Annotated in this window: 14 protein-coding genes; 6 read left to right on the forward strand and 8 right to left on the reverse strand. The window is 62.7% G+C overall.

The window, feature by feature from the left end; all coding sequences use genetic code 11:
* Positions 1 to 380 precede the first annotated feature (380 nt).
* From G3O01_RS41490 to G3O01_RS41515, 6 genes are all read left to right on the forward strand, one after another.
* The gene (locus tag G3O01_RS41490; RefSeq protein WP_241024702.1) at positions 381 to 1,565 is read left to right on the forward strand and encodes an anaerobic sulfatase maturase; all 1,185 of its coding nucleotides are present in this window, start codon (positions 381 to 383) and stop codon (positions 1,563 to 1,565) included.
* Between the two features lie 88 nt (positions 1,566 to 1,653).
* Positions 1,654 to 3,345, forward strand: a complete 1,692-nt coding sequence (locus tag G3O01_RS41495; protein WP_205813285.1) for an arylsulfatase — start codon at positions 1,654 to 1,656, stop codon at positions 3,343 to 3,345.
* Positions 3,346 to 3,474: 129 nt separating this feature from the next.
* Positions 3,475 to 3,726 carry a YtcA family lipoprotein gene (locus G3O01_RS41500; RefSeq protein ID WP_346779264.1) on the forward strand — a complete coding sequence of 84 codons (252 nt, stop codon included), beginning with the start codon at positions 3,475 to 3,477 and terminating at the stop codon, positions 3,724 to 3,726.
* A 30-nt stretch (positions 3,727 to 3,756) separates the two neighbouring features.
* A complete protein-coding gene (gene mdtN, locus G3O01_RS41505; protein ID WP_205813286.1) occupies positions 3,757 to 4,809 on the forward strand; it encodes a multidrug transporter subunit MdtN in 1,053 nt (350 codons plus the stop codon).
* Between the two features lie 7 nt (positions 4,810 to 4,816).
* Positions 4,817 to 6,898 (forward strand): FUSC family protein, encoded by a 2,082-nt coding sequence (locus G3O01_RS41510; protein WP_205813287.1) that lies wholly within the window; start codon positions 4,817 to 4,819, stop codon positions 6,896 to 6,898.
* A gap of 1 nt (position 6,899) precedes the next feature.
* Entirely contained in the window at positions 6,900 to 8,357 is a 1,458-nt protein-coding gene (locus tag G3O01_RS41515; protein WP_205813288.1) for an MdtP family multidrug efflux transporter outer membrane subunit, read from the forward strand.
* Between the two features lie 19 nt (positions 8,358 to 8,376).
* Here G3O01_RS41515 and astE read toward each other — a convergent pair whose 3' ends face one another.
* The 8 genes from astE to G3O01_RS41555 form a co-directional block, all read right to left on the reverse strand.
* Complete coding sequence (gene astE / locus G3O01_RS41520) at positions 8,377 to 9,420, reverse strand: succinylglutamate desuccinylase (RefSeq protein WP_205813289.1); 1,044 nt, start codon at positions 9,418 to 9,420, stop codon at positions 8,377 to 8,379.
* Positions 9,404 to 10,744, reverse strand: coding sequence for an N-succinylarginine dihydrolase (astB, locus tag G3O01_RS41525; protein ID WP_205813290.1), 1,341 nt, complete (start codon positions 10,742 to 10,744; stop codon positions 9,404 to 9,406). Before astB ends, astE begins: the two co-directional genes overlap by 17 nt.
* 9 nt (positions 10,745 to 10,753) lie before the next feature.
* On the reverse strand, positions 10,754 to 12,217 hold the full coding sequence (gene astD / locus G3O01_RS41530; protein ID WP_205813291.1) for a succinylglutamate-semialdehyde dehydrogenase: 1,464 nt from the start codon (positions 12,215 to 12,217) through the stop codon (positions 10,754 to 10,756).
* Between the two features lie 8 nt (positions 12,218 to 12,225).
* Complete coding sequence (gene astA / locus G3O01_RS41535) at positions 12,226 to 13,251, reverse strand: arginine N-succinyltransferase (protein WP_205813292.1); 1,026 nt, start codon at positions 13,249 to 13,251, stop codon at positions 12,226 to 12,228.
* Positions 13,248 to 14,300: an arginine/ornithine succinyltransferase subunit alpha gene (gene aruF, locus G3O01_RS41540; protein WP_205813293.1), complete on the reverse strand. Its 1,053-nt coding sequence runs from the start codon at positions 14,298 to 14,300 to the stop codon at positions 13,248 to 13,250. Before aruF ends, astA begins: the two co-directional genes overlap by 4 nt.
* A 27-nt stretch (positions 14,301 to 14,327) precedes the next feature.
* The gene (locus G3O01_RS41545) at positions 14,328 to 15,557 is read right to left on the reverse strand and encodes an aspartate aminotransferase family protein (RefSeq protein WP_346779265.1); all 1,230 of its coding nucleotides are present in this window, start codon (positions 15,555 to 15,557) and stop codon (positions 14,328 to 14,330) included.
* A gap of 874 nt (positions 15,558 to 16,431) precedes the next feature.
* Positions 16,432 to 17,469: a GlxA family transcriptional regulator gene (locus G3O01_RS41550; RefSeq protein WP_205813295.1), complete on the reverse strand. Its 1,038-nt coding sequence runs from the start codon at positions 17,467 to 17,469 to the stop codon at positions 16,432 to 16,434.
* Positions 17,470 to 17,491: 22 nt separating this feature from the next.
* Entirely contained in the window at positions 17,492 to 18,283 is a 792-nt protein-coding gene (locus tag G3O01_RS41555; RefSeq protein WP_109483893.1) for an ABC transporter ATP-binding protein, read from the reverse strand.
* Between the last annotated feature and the right edge of the window lie 47 nt (positions 18,284 to 18,330).

Raw genomic sequence — 18,330 nt, forward strand, 5'->3', positions numbered from 1 at the left:
AACCGCGCAATCGTTCCGAAGAAATTGTCTGGACCGCGGAGGCTACCAGGCGCATGTGTTGACATTCTGTCGATGGACTCAGAGCGACCGGAAGACGTCGCGGCTCGCGGCGCGTGACAGGGTATCCATCGACGCGCGACGACACAATTCGCCTTTGGTCCAATACCCTTATTACTTCGTTATGCGTAGGATATTTTTCAATACGGAATGCGACATTACCCTGATAAAACGATTTCGACGCGGCAACTTTCCGTGCGAATCATCGAACATCGACCGCGATGAAAAACAGCACGACCATCCCCCTGACACCCCTACCGACCAGTCTGGGCGATGTCGACGCCCCGCCCTCGGGTCCCCGCTTCAAGCGGCGCTTTCACGTCATGGCCAAGCCGACGGGGTCGGCCTGCAATCTCGATTGCACTTACTGTTTCTATCTGCACAAGGAACAGTTGCTCGAGCAGCGCCGCGGCGACTTCATGAGCGACGCCACGCTCGAAACGTTCATCCGTCAATACATCGATGCGCAAGACGGCGAGCAGGTCGTGTTTTCCTGGCAAGGCGGAGAGCCGACGCTGATGGGGCTCGACTTTTTCCGCAAGGTCGTGCGCCTGCAGCAGCAGTACAAACGGCCGGGCCAGCGCATCGAAAACAACCTGCAGACCAACGGCACCGCACTCGACAACGAGTGGTGCGCATTTCTGAAGCAGCATGACTTTCTGGTCGGCCTGTCGATAGACGGACCGCGCGAACTGCACGACGCCTACCGTGTGTCGCGCTCGGGCAAACCGACGTTCGACCGGGTCATGCGAGGGCTCGACTGTATTCACCGGCATGGTGTCGCCTTCAATGCGCTCGCCGTGATCAACCGCCTCAATGCACGCCGGCCCGTCGACGTCTATCGCTTCCTGACACGCGAAGTCGGCGCAACGTATGTGCAGTTCAACCCGTGCGTGGAAGCGCGGACATTCAAACAGGTCGCGCCGCAGTTCTGGGATGACGCATCGATTCCCGTGGTCGGCTCCGAGCGAGCAAGACCAGGCGCGGCAGATTCCGTCGTCACCGACTGGTCCGTGGATCCCGACGACTGGGGCTATTTCCTGAGCCGCACGTTCGACGAGTGGTATCGCGAGGACCTGGGGCGCGTGCTGGTCAACCTCTTCGAAACGGCCGTCGCGCAGACCATGGGGATGCCGTCGCAGCTTTGCATCACCGCGCCTTTCTGCGGCAAGGGCCTGGCCATGGAGCACGACGGCCGCGTCTATTCGTGCGATCACTACGTCTACCCCGAGTACGAACTCGGCGACATCGCCCGTCATCCGCTTCATCACATCGCATTCTCGGAGCGGCAGAAAGCCTTCGGCTTCGGCAAGAAGGACACCCTTCCGAACTATTGCCTGCAATGCAGACACCTGAACCTGTGCTGGGGCGAATGTCCGAAGAACCGCCTCGTCCGCGCGCCGGACGGCGAGCCCGGACTCAACTATCTATGCCCGGGCATCCGGCAGTTCCATGCGCATGCCGGCCCAAGGCTGCGACAGATCGCCGGCAGCCTCCAGCACACCTAGCGTAGTCCCCGCGAACGCAGGACGGATGCAAACCCGCTTGCACCCGATCCGGCCGCGTCGCGCCGCCCCTCGTCAACACAAGCAATCGATGGAAACAAAGACCATGGCTCTCAGACACATGCTCAAACGCAGGATCGTCACGGCGCTGTCCGCGGCGGTATCCGGCTGGCTGGCGTTCAGCCCCGTTGCGTTCGCAGCCGACACGACCCGGCCGCCCAATATTCTGGTCATCTTCGGCGACGACATCGGCCAGACCAACATCAGTGTCTACGGCAAAGGGGTCGTGGGCTATCAGACGCCCAACATCGACCGCCTCGCGCACGAAGGGATGATGTTCACCGACTACTACGCGGAGAACAGCTCGACGGCCGGCCGCTCTTCCTTCATCACCGGGCAGTCGCCATTGCGCACCGGCTTGAGCAAGGTGGGGATTCCCGGCGCGACGCAAGGGCTGCAGGCATCGGACGTGACGATCGCCCAGGCGCTCAAGCCCCTAGGTTATGTGACTGGCCAGTTCGGCAAGAATCACCTGGGTGACCGCAACGAATACCTGCCGACCGTCCACGGCTTCGATGTGTTCTACGGCAATCTCTATCACCTGAACGCGGAAGAAGAACCCGAGCGTCCGTACTGGCCTAAAGCCGATACGCCTCAAGGCAAAGCCTATGCGAAGCTGTTCATGCCACGCGGGGTGATGGACTGCAAGGCAACGGATCACGACGATACAACCGTCGATGCACGCTTCGGCAAGGTCGGCAAACAGGTTTGCACGGACACGGGCCCGCTCACGTCGAAGCGCATGGAAACCATCGACGACGAGACCACCGGCCGCGCCATCGATTTCATGAAGACTCAAGCCAGCGCCGACAAGCCGTTCTTCGTCTGGATGAATACCACGCGCATGCACGTGTTCACGCATGTGCGCCCCGAGTACAAGGACAAGGGCGGCATGGCGGGCGACACCTACGCCGACGGCATGTGGGAGCACGACCAGGATGTCGGCAAGCTGCTCAAATCGCTCGACGAAATGGGTATCGCCGACAACACCATCGTGGTCTATACGACGGACAACGGTCCGAACCAGTTCTCGTGGCCGGACGCCGCGACGACGCCGTTCCGCAACGAAAAAGACTCGAACTACGAAGGCGCCTTCCGCGTGCCGGCGCTCGTACGCTGGCCAGGCCACATCAAGCCGGGCCAGGTATCGAACGAAATCTTCTCCGGCATGGACTGGTTCCCCACGCTGCTGGCAGCCGCCGGCGACACAGGCATCAAAGATCGCCTGCTCAGGGGCGCGAGCATCGGCGGACGAACCTTTAAGAATCACCTGGACGGCTACAACCAGCTGCCGTATCTCGAAGGCACGCAGGCAAAGAGCGAACGCAAGGAGTTCTATTACTTCGACGACGACGGCGTGCTGGTCGACATGCGTTACGAAGACTGGAAGTTCGTCTATTGCGAACAGCGCGCGCCCGGCGGCTTCGCAGTATGGAACAACCCGCTGACCTGTCTGCGCGTGCCGAAGATCTTCAACCTGCGCATGGATCCGTACGAGCGCGCCGACGTCGTCTCCGACCAGTACTACGACTGGACGACCAAGAACGTCTACGTCCTGTACGGCGCGATTGCCGAGACAGGCAAGTTCCTCGACACCTTCGTCGCATATCCGCCTGCGCAGACGCCCGCCAGCTTCACGGTCGACGGCATTCGGGCCGGCGTCGATGCCGAGATCGCGCGCAATAACGCGCGCGTGAAAGCGATGAGCAAAAAGAACGACTGACCCAACGAGATGAGTCCGCGCGAGAAGCACGCATGTCGAACGTGCTTCTCGCATGCTGCTCTCGCGCTGCGCTGCCGCCCGGATACATCCGGGCGCAGCGTCGCTCTCCCATTTCTAATGGCTTTGACTGTGACCAGACCGATCCTGTTGATCATGCCCTGCCTGGCTGTCTCCGGCTGCACGCGGCCGCAGTCCATTTCCGTGCTCGGCTCGTTTTTTCCGGACTGGCTTTTTTGCGCGATCGCCGGGCTCGTGCTCGCGCTGATCGCACGCAGCGTGCTGGACCGGTTCGGACAGTCGCGTGCGCTCGGGCCGCCCGTGATGGTGCAGCCCACTTTGATGCTGTTCTTTTCGCTGCTGGTCTGGCTGGTCTTCTTCTAACGCTGCAATCTCGTCAATCTGAGCCTTCCGATGGCCGTTCGCCCCAACACATTGAAAAGCAGAAAGTGGCCCGCGCTGATGCTGGCTGCCGTTACGCTAGCGCTACTCGTCTACGTCATCTGGCGTGTGGATACCGCCCCCGCCACCGACGACGCCTACGCACAGGCCGACACGATCGATGTGGTATCCGAAGTCAGCGGACGCATCGTGGAGATGGCCGTCAGGGACAATCAGCAGGTCAGCAAGGGGGATCTGCTGTTCCGTGTCGATCCCCGTCCGTTCGAGGATGAACTGGCGCGCGCCAACGCGTCGCTCGTCGCGCTCGACAAACAGATCGCACTCACGCGGCGTGTCGTGACGGCACAGCAATACGGCGCGGATTCCGTGCATGCGCTGGTCGAGCGGGCGCGCGTCGCGGCGGCGCAAACAACGGAAACGCTTCGCCGCACTCAGCCGCTGCTCGCGCCCGGCTATGTATCGGCGGAAGAAGTCGATCGCGTCCGCACGGCGCAACGCGCAGCCGAGGCCGACCTGGTGGCCGCGCGGCTCCAGGCCCAGCAGGCCAGCTCGGCGGTCACAGGCGTCGACGCGCTGGTTGCGCAACGCGACGTCGTGCTCGCCGACATCGCGCTGATGCAGTTGCGGCTCGACATGGCGACCGTGCGCGCGCCATTCGACGGCCGCGTCGTGTCGCTGAAGACTTCAGTCGGCCAGTTTGCTTCGGCGCTCAAGCCGGTTTTCACGCTGATCGACACACAGCACTGGTACGTGATCGCCAACTTTCGCGAGACCGAACTGAAGCGCATCCGTCCCGGCACGCCTGCGACGATCTATCTGATGAGCGACACTGGCAAGCGGTTCAAGGGTACCGTCGATTCGATCGGCTACGGCGTGCTGCCCGACGATGGCGGTCTCGTGCTCGGCGGACTGCCGCGCGTACAGCGCAGCATCAACTGGGTGCGCGTCGCGCAGCGTTTTCCGGTCAAGATCCGGGTCGATCAACCCGATGCGGAACTGTTCAGGATCGGCGCGTCGGCCGTCGCGCAACTGAATCCGCAGGCCGCCGATCAACCCCGCTCCTGAGTCCGCAATGAATCTGGCCGGCTACGTGCCGGAGCGTCTCCACGCTCTGGCGAACTTCCTGCACGAAGAACTCACAGAAGCGCGCCCCGGGCGCGCTGCTCAGGCAACCCAGTTGGGTTCGCTTTGCCTGCTCGTCGTCTTTGTATCGATGACCTTGCGGGTGCCGATGATTGCGGTATCGCTGATCGTGCTGTTTTACGGCGTGCAATCGAATGCGTTCTTTACGCGGGTCGTCGCGGTCGTGTTTGTCGTCGCGACGGTACTCGACGTCGGTTGCCTGTTTCTCGTGCTCAAGTATGCATACGGTTATCCGCTGATCCGCATCGTGGCCGCCGGGCTGATTCTGATCGGCAGCATGTATCTGATGCGGGTCAACAAGCTCGGGTTGATGTTTTTCGCAGTCGCGCTGGTGGCTGCGTATGGCCAGACCATTCCCGATGCGCTGGACTTTCCCGAGATCGCCGTGCGTGCGCTGATGTGGGCCATCGTCGCGGGGTTGTATCCCGTGCTGCTCACGGTGATCGTGTGCGGTTACCTCTTCCCTTCCCGTCCAGTTGCGCTTGTGCAGCGCGAACTGCATCGGCAGCTTGCCGACGTATCCGTGCGTCTCGAACAGATCCCGACGGGCAACGCTAACGCGCAGTCGGCATGGGCCGCCACACGCATCGAAAAGGACACGCTGGCGCTACAAGGATTGCACACGTTCGCCAGTGCGGATGACGCCGGTTATCGCGCGATTGCGCCTTACTGGAACGCCTGCATCGCAGCAGTCGGCTACCTGCGCGCGAAGACGGCCGCACTCGCGGCGCGCCGGCTCCCCATGGGCGACGGCGCACGTGCGCTCTTGTGCAGAATCAACGACGAAATCGCCGCGCTGAAAGAATCGTGCGAGCGTGCCGAGCCGTATCGGGCCACGTGGACACCTGGCGATGCCGAACGCTCGACGGCAGCCGCGTATGGTCTGGACAGCCTGTGCCATACCTTGCAAGCGTTGGCCGGCTTCGACCTCGGTCAACCCGCGCCGAAGGCTGCAAAAGATCCGCTGTTCGTTGCCGACACGCTGACCAACCCGATGTATCTGCGCTTTGCGCTCAAGGTGGCGTTGGCCGCGTCGATCTGCTACGTGTTCTATCACGGTGCGCAATGGGACGGTATCCACACGAGCATGCTGACCTGCGTGATCGTCGCGTATCCGAGCACGGGCGCGTCGTTCCAGAAAATGCTGCTGCGCTGTAGCGGCGCATTGATCGGCGCGCTGCTTGCGTTGCTCACGACCATCGTCATCATCCCGCACGTCGACGGCATTTTCGGCTTTCTGCTGATGCTCGCCCCGATATGCTTCGCGGGCGCCTGGGTCGCGACGGGATCCGAGCGGTCGTCGTACATCGGCACGCAGTTCGTGTTCACCTTCGCGATGGCGACGCTGGAAAGCGGCTTCGGTCCGTCCACCGATCTGACGGAAATTCGCGACCGTGCGATCGGCATCGTGATCGGCATCGTCGTGTCGGCCGTCGTCTACGCGTATATCTGGCCCGAAAGCGAAGCAGGCACGATCCGCCAGAAACTGGCCGATTCGCTGCGCGAAGCGGGCAAGCTCGTTCGGCCGTCGGCGTGCGTGGGTGAATCCGAACACCTGAAGTATCTGCAACAACGTGCGGCGTGCTGGAACGCGCTCAAGGTCTGCGACGACATGGTCGAGCGTGTGGCATTCGAAGCCAGCCTGCCTTCCGGCACGCGGCGCGCGCTGTTGCACCGCGCACGCGACGTACTGGCCCGCATGCGGCAGATCATCGATCAATGGGACGTCGTACAAAACAGGCTCGTCGCCGACCCCGTCGATCCCGCTTCTGACGCGTGGCGCCAGCGCGCCGCAGACGCGCTCGATCACTACGCAGACGGTCTCGCCGCGCAACCGTCCACAACCGCGCTGCGCCGCTCGCTGCCCGCTGTCGATCCATCCGCCAACGTGCCGCCGGCGCTTGCCGCACACATGCGGCAACTGGCCACGCAGATCATCGAACTACCGGATTGGACCGACGTTGCTTCCGGCGTCGACGCAGCCGACGTGCAACCGGGAAAGAGCATTTGACATGACACACTCACCCTCTCGCTTCAGGCTCGGCATGCTGATCGGGTGCATGGCGCTGCTGTCGGGCTGTGCACTGATTCACAACGATACGGCACCGCACGCGCAGATCGCGCCCGAACAGATCCGGCTCGCCAGCGACATCCATCTCGCCCATGACGGCTGGCCGGACGCCCAATGGTGGAAGCGCTACAACGATCCGCAACTCAATGCGCTGATCGTGCGTGCGCTGTCCGGCTCGCCCACCATCGCGATGGCCCGCACGCGCGTGACGCAGGCGGGCTCACAGGCGGATCTGCTGCGCGCGGGCACGGGCCTGCAAATGGCCGCGTTCGCGCTCGTCAACGAACAACGCGCATCGGCGAATGGTTTTCTCGGCCCCTACGCACTGAATTTGCCGCGGCTCGGCATCACGGGGCCGTGGTACACGGAGGGCGCGCTTGGCGTGGTCGCCGATCTCAACATCGATTTGTGGGGCATGCACCGTTCGGCCGTCGAAGCCGCGCTCGGCGTGCAGAATGCGCGCATCGCCGAAACGGCTGCGGCGGAACTGGATATCGCGTCGGGGCTCGCACAGCTCTACTACAGCATGCAGACCACGTATCAGATGCTCGACCTGCTGCAGCAAACCAGAGACGTGCTCGGCTACGCGGTCGACGCGCATCAGGGCAAGGTCCAGCGCGGTCTGGAAGCACAAGTGCCGTTGCACGGCGCGCGTGCCCAGTTGCTGGCCGTCAATCGCCAGATCGTTGCCGCTCAAGGACAGATCAAGGAGTTGCGCGAATCCATCCGCGCGCTCGCCGGCTCAGGCGCCGACGATCTGCGTGATATCGGGCCCGTGCCGCTGCCGCAAGTGTCCGCGAGCCTGCCGGATACCCTGCAATATGAACTGCTCGCACGGCGCCCCGACCTTCAGGCAATGCGCTGGTACGTGCAATCGTCGTTCAGCCAGATCGATGCCGCGAAGGCCGCGTTCTATCCCAGTCTGGACATCAAGGCGTTGATCGGTCTCGACTCGCTGCATATCGACAAGCTGTTCCGGGCCGCCAGCCAGCAGATCAACCTGATACCGGGCCTCTATCTGCCGATCTTCGACGGCGGACGTCTGAATGCGAATCTGCACGGCACCCGCGCGGCCAGCGACATGCTGATCGAACAATACAATCAGGCCGTACTCAACGCGGTGCGCGACGTTGCCGTCAGCAGCAGCCGTCTGCAGGCACTCGATGACGAGCGCGCACTACAAATGGAAAAGGTCGACGCGACCCGGTTCGCGCAGGAATCTGCCGAAGCGCATTACGCGCGGGGTCTCGCGAGCCGTCAGATCGCAACCGAAGCGCGCCTGCCTATGCTGGCAGAACAGATGGCGCTTTTGCTGCTCGATGGACAGCGTCTCGCACAAGACATTGCGCTGACGCGGGCGCTGGGCGGCGGCTATGGAAGCGACACAGTCAAACCGTGAGCCGCGTGCCCTTCCAGGTCTACATGAGTTCCGAGTGGGTTTGATCGGTCGTCTCGACGACGAGAAGCCCTGCTCGCAAACCAGGTTTTACCGTCGCGTTGGGAAACACGATGCGCTCTTCGTCGTGCCGCACGACATAGCGATAATCGCCATCGCGCGCAAGCACGGTGTCGCGTTCGAATGCCGTGAAATTGGCCACGTCTTTCGCGAACAGCAATTCGAATGCATCGCTTTGCTTGGTGATCTGATCGATCACCGTGAACACGCGCGGCAGCGGCAACGACGCATCGCCCGGCTCACCGGCGATCAACTGCCGCAATGCTGCGTCGGCGGAAGCGAAGCGTGACAGGTCGTTCTGCCCGAACGGCCTCACCTTGCCCAACTCCAGCGTGCACGCATCGGCACCACATGTCTCGGCGGTGAAATGCGAGTACGTGTTGCCCTTCGTCGTATGCAATAGCACAGCCGAAATGCGCGCATCGCGCAGCCATTCGAACATTGCGCGCGATAACGGTGCGCCCGTATGCGGTAATAGCGCGAACTGCTCGAACACGGAACCGCGAATCGCCGTGTGCAGATCGACGTGCCATCGTGCACCAGGTGCATCCGATGCCGCGTCGAAGAACTGCTTCGCGATACGCTCCAGCGCCGCCGCGCGCGGCGCCTCGTGGCTGTCGGGCAGCTGCGCGTGACGTCCGCTGAAAAGCCGGTTCAGATCGTCGTCGATATAGCGACACGAGTCGCGCATCGCCTGCACGTTGCCGAGTATCACCAGCAAGCGGCACGTCAGCGCTGCACTTCCTTGCGCGATGTCGCGCACGAGAAACGACATCAGTTCGATCGGCGCAGTCTCATCGCCATGCACGCCTGCCGACGCGAGCACGCTGCGCGTTTCAGCACCCGACAAGGCCGCAGGCTCGAACTGCACCACGCCATCGTCGATCCACGTCCAGCGCACGCCGTTCGCGCCCACGCCTTCGCGCGCGTCATCGGCAGGACGGCTGCCGGCCAGCGTGAACGCAAGGAAATCGTCGAGCATCGACGGATCAGCGCTGGAAGTCATACAGCGAACCGAGGCCGAGAATTTGCGTCAATTCATCCAGCGCCGTGCGCGATTCGTTCAGCAATTGCGGATCGGCGAGATCCGTTGGCGCGAGTCGGTCGCGATAGTTCTTTTCGATCCAGCCATCGAGCCGCGTAAAGAGCTTGTCGTCGATCCACACACCCGGCGACACCGCGCCGCGCTCGGCTTCATTCAACACGACACGCAGACGCAGACATGCCGGGCCGCCGCCGTTTTTCATGCTTTCGCGCAGATCGAACACCAGCACGTCGTCGATGGGCGCCGTGCTCGCAACGAGTTCATCCAGATACGCGGCCACGCGCGGATTCTCTCGGCATTCCTGCGGCACCACGAGCACCTGCTTGCCATCCCTGTTCAGCAGCAACTGACTGTTGAACAGATACGACGACACCGCATCGGCGACGCTCACCTGCGCGTCCGGCACTTCGATCACATTGAACTCGCCGTTGAGCTTCGAGAGCTTCGCGCGCAGTTCGTCGTACACAGCCTTCTGTTCGACAAACGCAAGCTGATGGCAGAACAGCGTGCGCGCATTGCCGACGGCGATCACGTCGTTATGAAACACGCCGGCGTCAATGACTTCAGGCGTCTGCTGTGCATACACGGTGGCGTCGTCGGAAAGACCATGACGATGCGCAACGGCGCGGCTCGCCTCGAACGTCTGGCGCGCCGGATAGCGCTTCGGCTCCGGTCCGCGGCGATATTCGCTGCGGCCGTACACGAAGAATTCGACGCCCTTCGCGCCATATTCCGCGCAAAACCGCGTGTGATTTGCCGCGCCTTCGTCGCCGAGCGCAGGCGTGCCGGGCAGCGCCTCATGCACGACGAAGCGCGACGGGTCCGCGAAAATCGCGCGCAACGTGCGGCGCGTCGACTCGTGTTCGATCGCGCGATGCAGCTTGCTCGTCAGGTTCGCGGGCGTGAAATGCACACGGCCATCGTGTGTATCCGCCGACGGGCTCACCGTCGCCGCATTCGCCGTCCACATCGCCGAGGCCGAGCTTGCTGCGGCGAGCAACTCCGGCGCGTTCTTGGCAACGCGTTCGATCACGCTCGCTTCGTCGCCCGAAAAGCCGAGTTCACGCAACAGGCGCATCGAAGGACGTTCCTGCGGCGGCAACACGCCCTGGTTGAAACCGAGGTCCGCAAGCTGCTTCATCTTGCGCAGGCCCTGCTTCGCAGCGGCCTTCGGGTTCGCCACGGACTTGTCGTTGTTTTGCGACGCGACGTTGCCGAACGACAGCCCCGCGTAGTTGTGCGTCGGTCCGACGAGACCGTCGAAATTGGCTTCAGTGGCTTGCATCGTCGATCCTTAGAAATGAAGACCCGGCGACACGCTCGCGGGCATTTGCAGTTGCGCGCTTTCGACGGAGGCCATCGGGTAGGCGCAGTAATCCGCTGCGTAATAAGCGCTCGGCCGGTTGTTGCCCGAGCGGCCCGTGCCGCCGAACGGCGCCGCCGACGACGCGCCATTGGTCGGCCGGTTCCAGTTCACGATGCCGGCGCGGATCGTGCGCTGGAAGTGCGTCCACAGCGCTTCGCCATCCGCGAGCAGGCCCGCCGACAAACCGAACGCCGTATTGTTCGCGCCGGAGATCGCTTCGTCGAACGAACCGTAACGCACGATCTGCGCGAGCGGGCCGAAGTGCTCTTCGTCGGGCAGGTTCTGTACGTTCGTCACATCGAGAATGGCGGGTGACACGAAACCGAGCTTCGGATCGCGCTGTTCCATCTTGAGCAGAGGCTTCGCGCCGTCTGCGATCAGCTTCGACTGCGCTTCGACCAGACGCGACGCCGCGCGCGCAGAAATCACCGCACCCATGAACGGTTGCGGATCGGCGTTGTATTCGCCGACGGTGATGCGCGAACTCACTTCGATGAAACGCGCGAGGAACTGGTCGCCGAATGCATCGTTCGGCACGAAGATGCGGCGCGCGCATGTGCAGCGCTGCCCTGCCGACAGGAACGCCGACTGAATCGTGTGATGCACGGCGGCGTCGATATCGGCCACAGGTGCAACCACCAGAGGATTATTGCCGCCCATCTCAAGCGCGAGCACGATCTCGGGACGCCCGCCGAACTGCTTGTGCAGCAGCGTGCCCGTGTCCGAGCTGCCCGTGAAGAACAGCCCGTCGATCTGACGATGGTTGGCGAGCGCAATGCCCGTGTCCTTCTCGCCCTGCACGAGATTCAGCACGCCAGCGGGCAGGCCGGCGTCGCGCCACACTTCGATGGTTGCGCGTGCAACGCCCGGCGCGAGTTCCGACGGCTTGAATACGACCGCGTTACCTGCAATCAGCGCGGGGACGATGTGCCCGTTCGGCAGATGCCCCGGAAAGTTATACGGTCCGAACACGGCAACCACACCATGCGGACGATGCCGAAGCACGGCTGTGCCGTCCGCCATCGGCGCACGCCGCTCGCCCGTGCGTTCGTTGTACGACTGGATCGAGATATCGACCTTCGCCGCCATCGTCGCGACTTCCGTGCGCGCTTCCCACAGCGGCTTGCCCGTCTCGCGGCCAATCGCCTCGGCGATCGTTTCCTTGCGCTCGTTGATCAACGTCGCGAAGCGGCGCACGATAGCGACGCGTTCGTCGAGGCTCACGGCCGACCACATCGCGAACGCACGGCGCGCGCTCATCACGGCGCGATCGACGTCTTCCGCCGACGCGCTGTTGCCTTCCCACACCGTTGCGCCCGTGCCCGGGTTGCGCGATGCGAATGCGTGTCCTGTGCCGGCGACCCATTCGCCGTCGATGAAAAGCTCGCTCATGTTCGTCCTTATTTCTGTTTCAGGGGCAGCACGCGCACCGACTCGCCTGCCTTTACGTTCAATGCGGCCGCTTCATCGGCCGTCAGCCGGAACACGCCGTCCGCGACCACGCCCGCTGCGACGCCCGTGCGGAAATCGTCAAGCGACGTGTTCGATACGAGCGAGCGCGGGCCGTCTTCCGGCGCCCGTGCGGCTACGATCTCGACGGGCACGACGACGCTTTCACGCACCGTGCGCAAGTCGGCGATATGGCATTCGAGCACAGGGCCCGCATCGAAAATATCGACGTGATTTTCGTAGCGCAGCCCTTCCGCTTCGAGCATCTTGCGGGCAGGCAGCGTGTCGCTATGCGTGAGTCCGATGGCCTTTTGCGCTTCGTCCGGCAGCAGTTCGACGTACACCGGGAAACGCGGCATCAGTTCCGCAAGAAACGACTTGCGGCCGTGCGAGCTGAGATAGTCGGCGGCATTGAAGTCGATCTGATAGAAGTGCGAGCCGACTGCGCGCCAGAACGGCGACGTGCCGTCACCGTCGAAATGGCCGCGCAATTCCGCGCAGATGCGCTGCGGAAAGCGCTCGCGAAACTGTGCGATGAACATGAAACGCGAGCGCGACAGCAAGCCGCCTACGCCATGCGCGCGATAACGCGGGCTGAGAAACAGCGAACACACTTCCGCGTAGCCCGTCAGATCGTGCGAAATGTTCAACGCCCGCATGCGCGTCCAGATGCCGAGATCCTGCGACGCGTGCACGACCGTGCTCACGCGGTAGTTGTAAAACGGCTGCTCGAGACCCACAGCGGTTTCAATGCCGCAGACGCCGGCAATGTCCTTCGTCTGCGAATCTTCCATCACGAAGAAGTAGCCCTTCTCGTGCGGCGCGGCCTTGTCCTCGATCGTACGGCGCACGCGCTCGACGCGCTCCGACAGCGCATCGCGATCCGGCTTGAAGGTCGTGAGACCCGGACCTGTCTCTTGAGCGAGCGCGACGAGCGCGTCCACATCGCCCGTTTGAACGACGCGAACGACGATCATTGTGCTTCTCCCGTAGTCTGTTTCTGTTCCTGCTGATGCAGCGGCACGCAACGCACCGTATCGCCATCCTGCACGTCGAGCGCGTGGCGCGCGGCCGCGGGCAGCGGCGCGCCGTCGCTTATATGCGCGGGCAGATCGGCGAGCACGCAGCGGAATTCTCCCGGCTTGTTGCTCGCGATCAGATACGTCGCGCCCTGTTGCGCCGCTACTTCGCGCACCGTGCGCGATTCGTTGCGCTTCACGCACGCGCTGCGTTCGATTTGCGCCGTCAATACGGGGCCCGCGTCGAAGATATCGACGTAACGGTCCGTCTCGAAGCCTTCTTCCATGTGGATGTCGTACGCGAGCAGCGCCTTTTCGTCGGGCTCGCCGAGCACGCGCTGCGCGGCTTCGGGCAGCAGCGGCACGTAGATCGGATAGCTCGGCATCACTTCCGCGATGAAGGTGCTGCTGCGGCCGCCCGACTGCACTTCGATATCGGCGAAATTGCGGCCGAAGAACTTGCGGCCTACCGCTTCCCAGAACGGCGACACACCCGAGTCGTCCGTCACGCCGAGCAGCAGCGAGAACACTTCGGAGGTGAAGCGCTGGCGGTTCGCGGCGATGTACATCATGCGCGCGCGCGACATCAGATGCGCAGCGGCATCGCCGCGCATCGCCGGGTCGATGTAGAAGCCGGCGAGCCGGCTCTTGCCCGTCAGTTCATGCGACATCGTCAGCGCGTGAATCTTGCGGTTCACGTGCAGTTCGCGCGATGCATGGATCAGCGCGTCGTTGCGGAACACGTAGAACGGTTCCGCGTAGCCCGCTGCCGCCACGATGCTCGCCGTGCCGTGCAGCTTGCCCGTCTCGCTGTCTTCCAGCACGAAGAGATAGAACTCCTCGCCCGGAAAATCGACTTCCGCGCGAAACGAGTCTTCCGACAACGCGACGCGCGCCTCCAGCGCGCGCCGGTCGTGCGGCAGCGAGTGCAGCACGGGCTGCGCGTTGCGCGCCATCTGTTGCAAGGCGTCGAGATCGGCCAGGCGGCCAGGGCGGACGAAGAGCATCGTGGTCTCGTGTAGGTGGCTTGCGATTTACTTGGCCAGCGCCGTGGCGCCGACAACTTCCTCGATCGCCTTTTCGAAGCGCGCGAGGCCTTCGTTCATGTCGTCGACCGGGATGATCAGCGACGGTGCGAAGCGCAGCACGTCCGGGCCTGCCATCAGCATGATGACGCCGTGCTTGCCTGCAGCCGTGACGAAATCTTTCGCGCGGCCCTTGTACGCTTCCGTGAGTTCCATGCCGATCAGCAGACCCTTACCGCGCACGTCCTTGAAGATGCCGAAGCGTTCGTTGATCTTCGCGAGCGACGCCTTGAACTGCTCACTGCGCGCACGCACGCCTTCCAGCAGTTTCGGGTCGCTGACGAGGTCGACCACCTTCAGCGCGATCGCCGTCGCGAGCGGGTTGCCGCCGTACGTGGTGCCGTGCACGCCGACCTTGAAATGCGCGGCGAGTTCGTTGGTAGTCAGCATGGCGCCGATCGGGAAGCCGTTGCCGAGCGCCTTCGCGGTGGTCAGGATATCCGGCGTCACGCCCGTATCCTGATACGCATAAAAGAAGCCCGTGCGGCCGACGCCCGTTTGCACTTCGTCGAAAATCAGCAGCGCGCCGTGCTTGTCACAGGCTTCGCGCAGCGCTTTCAGGAACGCGGGATCGGCGGGAATCACGCCGCCTTCGCCCTGCACCGGCTCGACGATCACCGCGCAGGTGTTCGGGCCGATTGCGGCGCGGGCCGCTTCGATATCGTTGTACGGCAGGTGCTTGATGCCGCCGGGCACGGGGCCGAAGCCTTCCGAGTACTTCGGCTGGCCGCCGACGCTGACGGTGAAGAACGTGCGGCCGTGGAACGATTGCGTGAACGAGATGATTTCGTCTTTCTGCGCGCCGTGGCGGTCGAAAGCGACGCGGCGTGCGAGTTTCAGTGCGGCTTCGTTGGCTTCCGCGCCGGAGTTCGCAAAGAATGCGCGGTCGGCGAAGGTCAGTTCTTCGAGGCGTTTGGCGAGGCGCAGAACGGGTTCGTTGGTGTAACCGTTACCGATGTGCCAGAGCTTTGCACCTTGATCGTGCAGCACCTGCAGCAGTTCGGGGTGTGCGTGGCCCAGTGCCGTGACGGCGATACCGCCCGCGAAGTCGATGTAGTCCTTGCCTTGGGTGTCCCATACGCGGGAACCGACGCCGCGATCCGGCACGAAGGATGCGGGCGCGAAGACGGGGACCATGACTTCGTCGAAGGTCTGGCGGTTGACGTTTTGTTCGCTCACGGTTTGTTCGCTCATGCTGGGCCTCGGGGTTTGGTTCACTTTAACGGTTCTAGTTTAGGTGACACCTGGGGGTGTGTCTTGCGTGGAAGCGACTGGTTTTTTTGTCTGCGATGCTGGGGGGTGGTTGTCTGCGACGCTTTGGTTTGCCTGGGTTTTGCGCTGGCATCCGCGTTTTGTTACTGGTGCTTCAGGCGTTGCCCCTGTGCGGGGCGGCACTTACTTTCTTTGCCGCCGCAAAGAAAGTAAGCAAAGAAAGCGGGCTAACACCGCTAATTCTTGACCACCGCCTGAGGGCCCCCAACCGGTCTTCCGCTTCAAACGGCAACCTGCCTTTCACTGCCCGTTGCCAGCACCTCGAAACGGCGCCTCACCCGCTTCACACTCCCGCGTCGCCACATGCGCGATCAAATCGCCCACGTTCTATAGCGGCAAACTGTGTGTAGGCTTTCGCGGCGTACACGCATCACTCCAGACTGAAAACCAGGGTCGCGGCTCGAAAGCAAGATCGGTGTCGTAAGAGCGCTGAGGTTTGGAGCACTACGACCTACACACAGTTTGCCACCTGGGCGGCAGTGGCTATTCGCTGCCGCTGGCTGCGTTACGGGTGATTGAAGCGGGTGAGGCGTCGGTTCGGGACGCTGGCAACGGACCGGGACTGAGAAGTTGCCGTGTGAAGTGGAGGAACTGTTGGGGGCCCTCAGGCGGTGGTCAAGAATTAGCGGTGTTAGCCCGCTTTCTTTGCTTACTTTCTTTGCGGCGGCAAAGAAAGTAAGTGCCGCCCCGCACAGGGGCAACGCTTGAAGCACCAGTAACAAAACGCGGACGCCAGCGACAACAAAAGCAAACCCCAAAAGCGTCGCAAGACAAAAAAACCCTAACCTTCTGGCCTCTCGATCATAGCCGCAGCCCGAGGCTCATCAACACCGCTGCCATGCTGCTTCTCGATCCAGTTCCTGCGCTCTTCCCTCGGCGTCACGCCAAACTTCTCGCGATAAGCATTAGAAAAATGCGCAGCAGAAGAAAACCCACATGCGAGACTGATCTGCACAACCGACTTGCTGGTCCGCTGCAACTGCGTGCGCGCTTTCGAAAGCCGCAACCCGAGGTAATACTTCGAAGGCATCGAGCCAAGATACTGCCGGAACAGCCGCTCCAGCTGCCGGCGTGAAACGCCAACCAGCCCGGCTATTTCATCCGACGTCAGCGGATCCTCGATATTCGCTTCCATCAGCAGCAACGCATCGTTCAAACGAGGATGCCGCTCGCCCGGCGCAGTCACAAACGGAATTCGCTGACGTTCCTCTCCAGCCCGCAGTGTGCCAACACCCAACGTATCGGCGATACGCTCGGCCAGCTCCGGCCCATGCTCACGCCCAATCATCGCCAGCATGAAATCGACGGTCGCCTGACCACCAGCACAAGTCGCGCGATCCCGGTCGATCTCGAAGATCTGCTGCGTAACGATAGAGCGCTCGAACTGCTCGGTGAACTGCTGGTACGTCTCCCAGTTCACACTCACGCGATAGCCCGACAACTGCCCCGCCATCGCCAGCCACCACACGCCGTGATGAATGCCCGTCACCAAAGGCGTCCGTTGTCCCACACGCGAAAGGCTCGCCAGGAACAAACGGTAATCCGCAAACTGCTGAAAGCGCTCCGTGACGACAATCAGCCAGTCACACGAGATCGCATCGCCGAAGGCGGCATCGGCGGGCCATTGCGCGCCGCCCGCAAGCGGCACAGGGCGGCCATCCCACGAACACACCTGCCAGCGATACAGCGCGCGCCCATCGATTTCATTCGCGAGATTCAGCGCATCGACGATAGGCCCCACACCCGACATCGAAACGGGTGGCAACGCGACGATCGCGACCTGAGTGGTACGCGTCGGACCGGACGACGGGCGTGGCATTACGATGTTGCGGACCGCGCGATTACTTGAGGCTACCCGACAGGAACTGCTTGAGGCGCTCGCTCTTCGGCGTGACCAGCACTTCCGACGGCACGCCCTCTTCTTCCGTGCGCCCCTGATGCAGGAACATCACATGGTTCGACACGTTGCGCGCAAAACCCATTTCGTGCGTCACAACGATCATCGTGCGGCCCTCTTCGGCGAGCTTCTGCATCACCTTCAACACTTCGCCGACGAGTTCGGGATCGAGCGCGGAAGTCGGCTCGTCGAACAGCATCACGTCCGGGTTCATCGCCAGCGCGCGCGCAATCGCCACACGCTGCTGCTGCCCGCCCGACAGATGCGACGGATACTGCTTCTCCAGACGCGGCGCGAGGCCCACTTTCTCCAGATACTCACGCGCGCGGTCTTCGGCTTCCTTGCGCGACACGCCGAGCACGTGAATCGGCGCTTCGACCACGTTCTCCAGCACGTTCATGTGTGCCCACAGGTTGAAGTGCTGGAACACCATCGCGAGCTTCGTGCGGATGCGCTGCAACTGCTTGTGATCGGCGACCTCGAAGTTGCCGTGCCGGTCGACCTTGGTGCGCACCGCTTCGCCATCGACGACGATCTGTCCGGCGTTCGGCCGTTCCAGAAAATTGATGCAGCGCAGGAACGTGCTCTTGCCCGACCCGCTCGCACCGATGATGCTGATCACGTCGCCCTTGTTGGCATTCAGCGAGACGCCCTTGAGCACTTCGTTATCGCCATAGCGCTTGTGGATGTCCTGCACGGCGAGCTTGCAGGCTTCCGTTTGTGTCGTGTGGAGCAAGATGCTCTCCCAGAGTGAAGACGGTGAAACGGATGCAACAGGCAGTC

Origin of the sequence: Burkholderia sp. Ac-20365 (genome assembly GCF_017104715.1) — a bacterium.
In the GTDB taxonomy this organism is placed as follows: domain Bacteria; phylum Pseudomonadota; class Gammaproteobacteria; order Burkholderiales; family Burkholderiaceae; genus Paraburkholderia.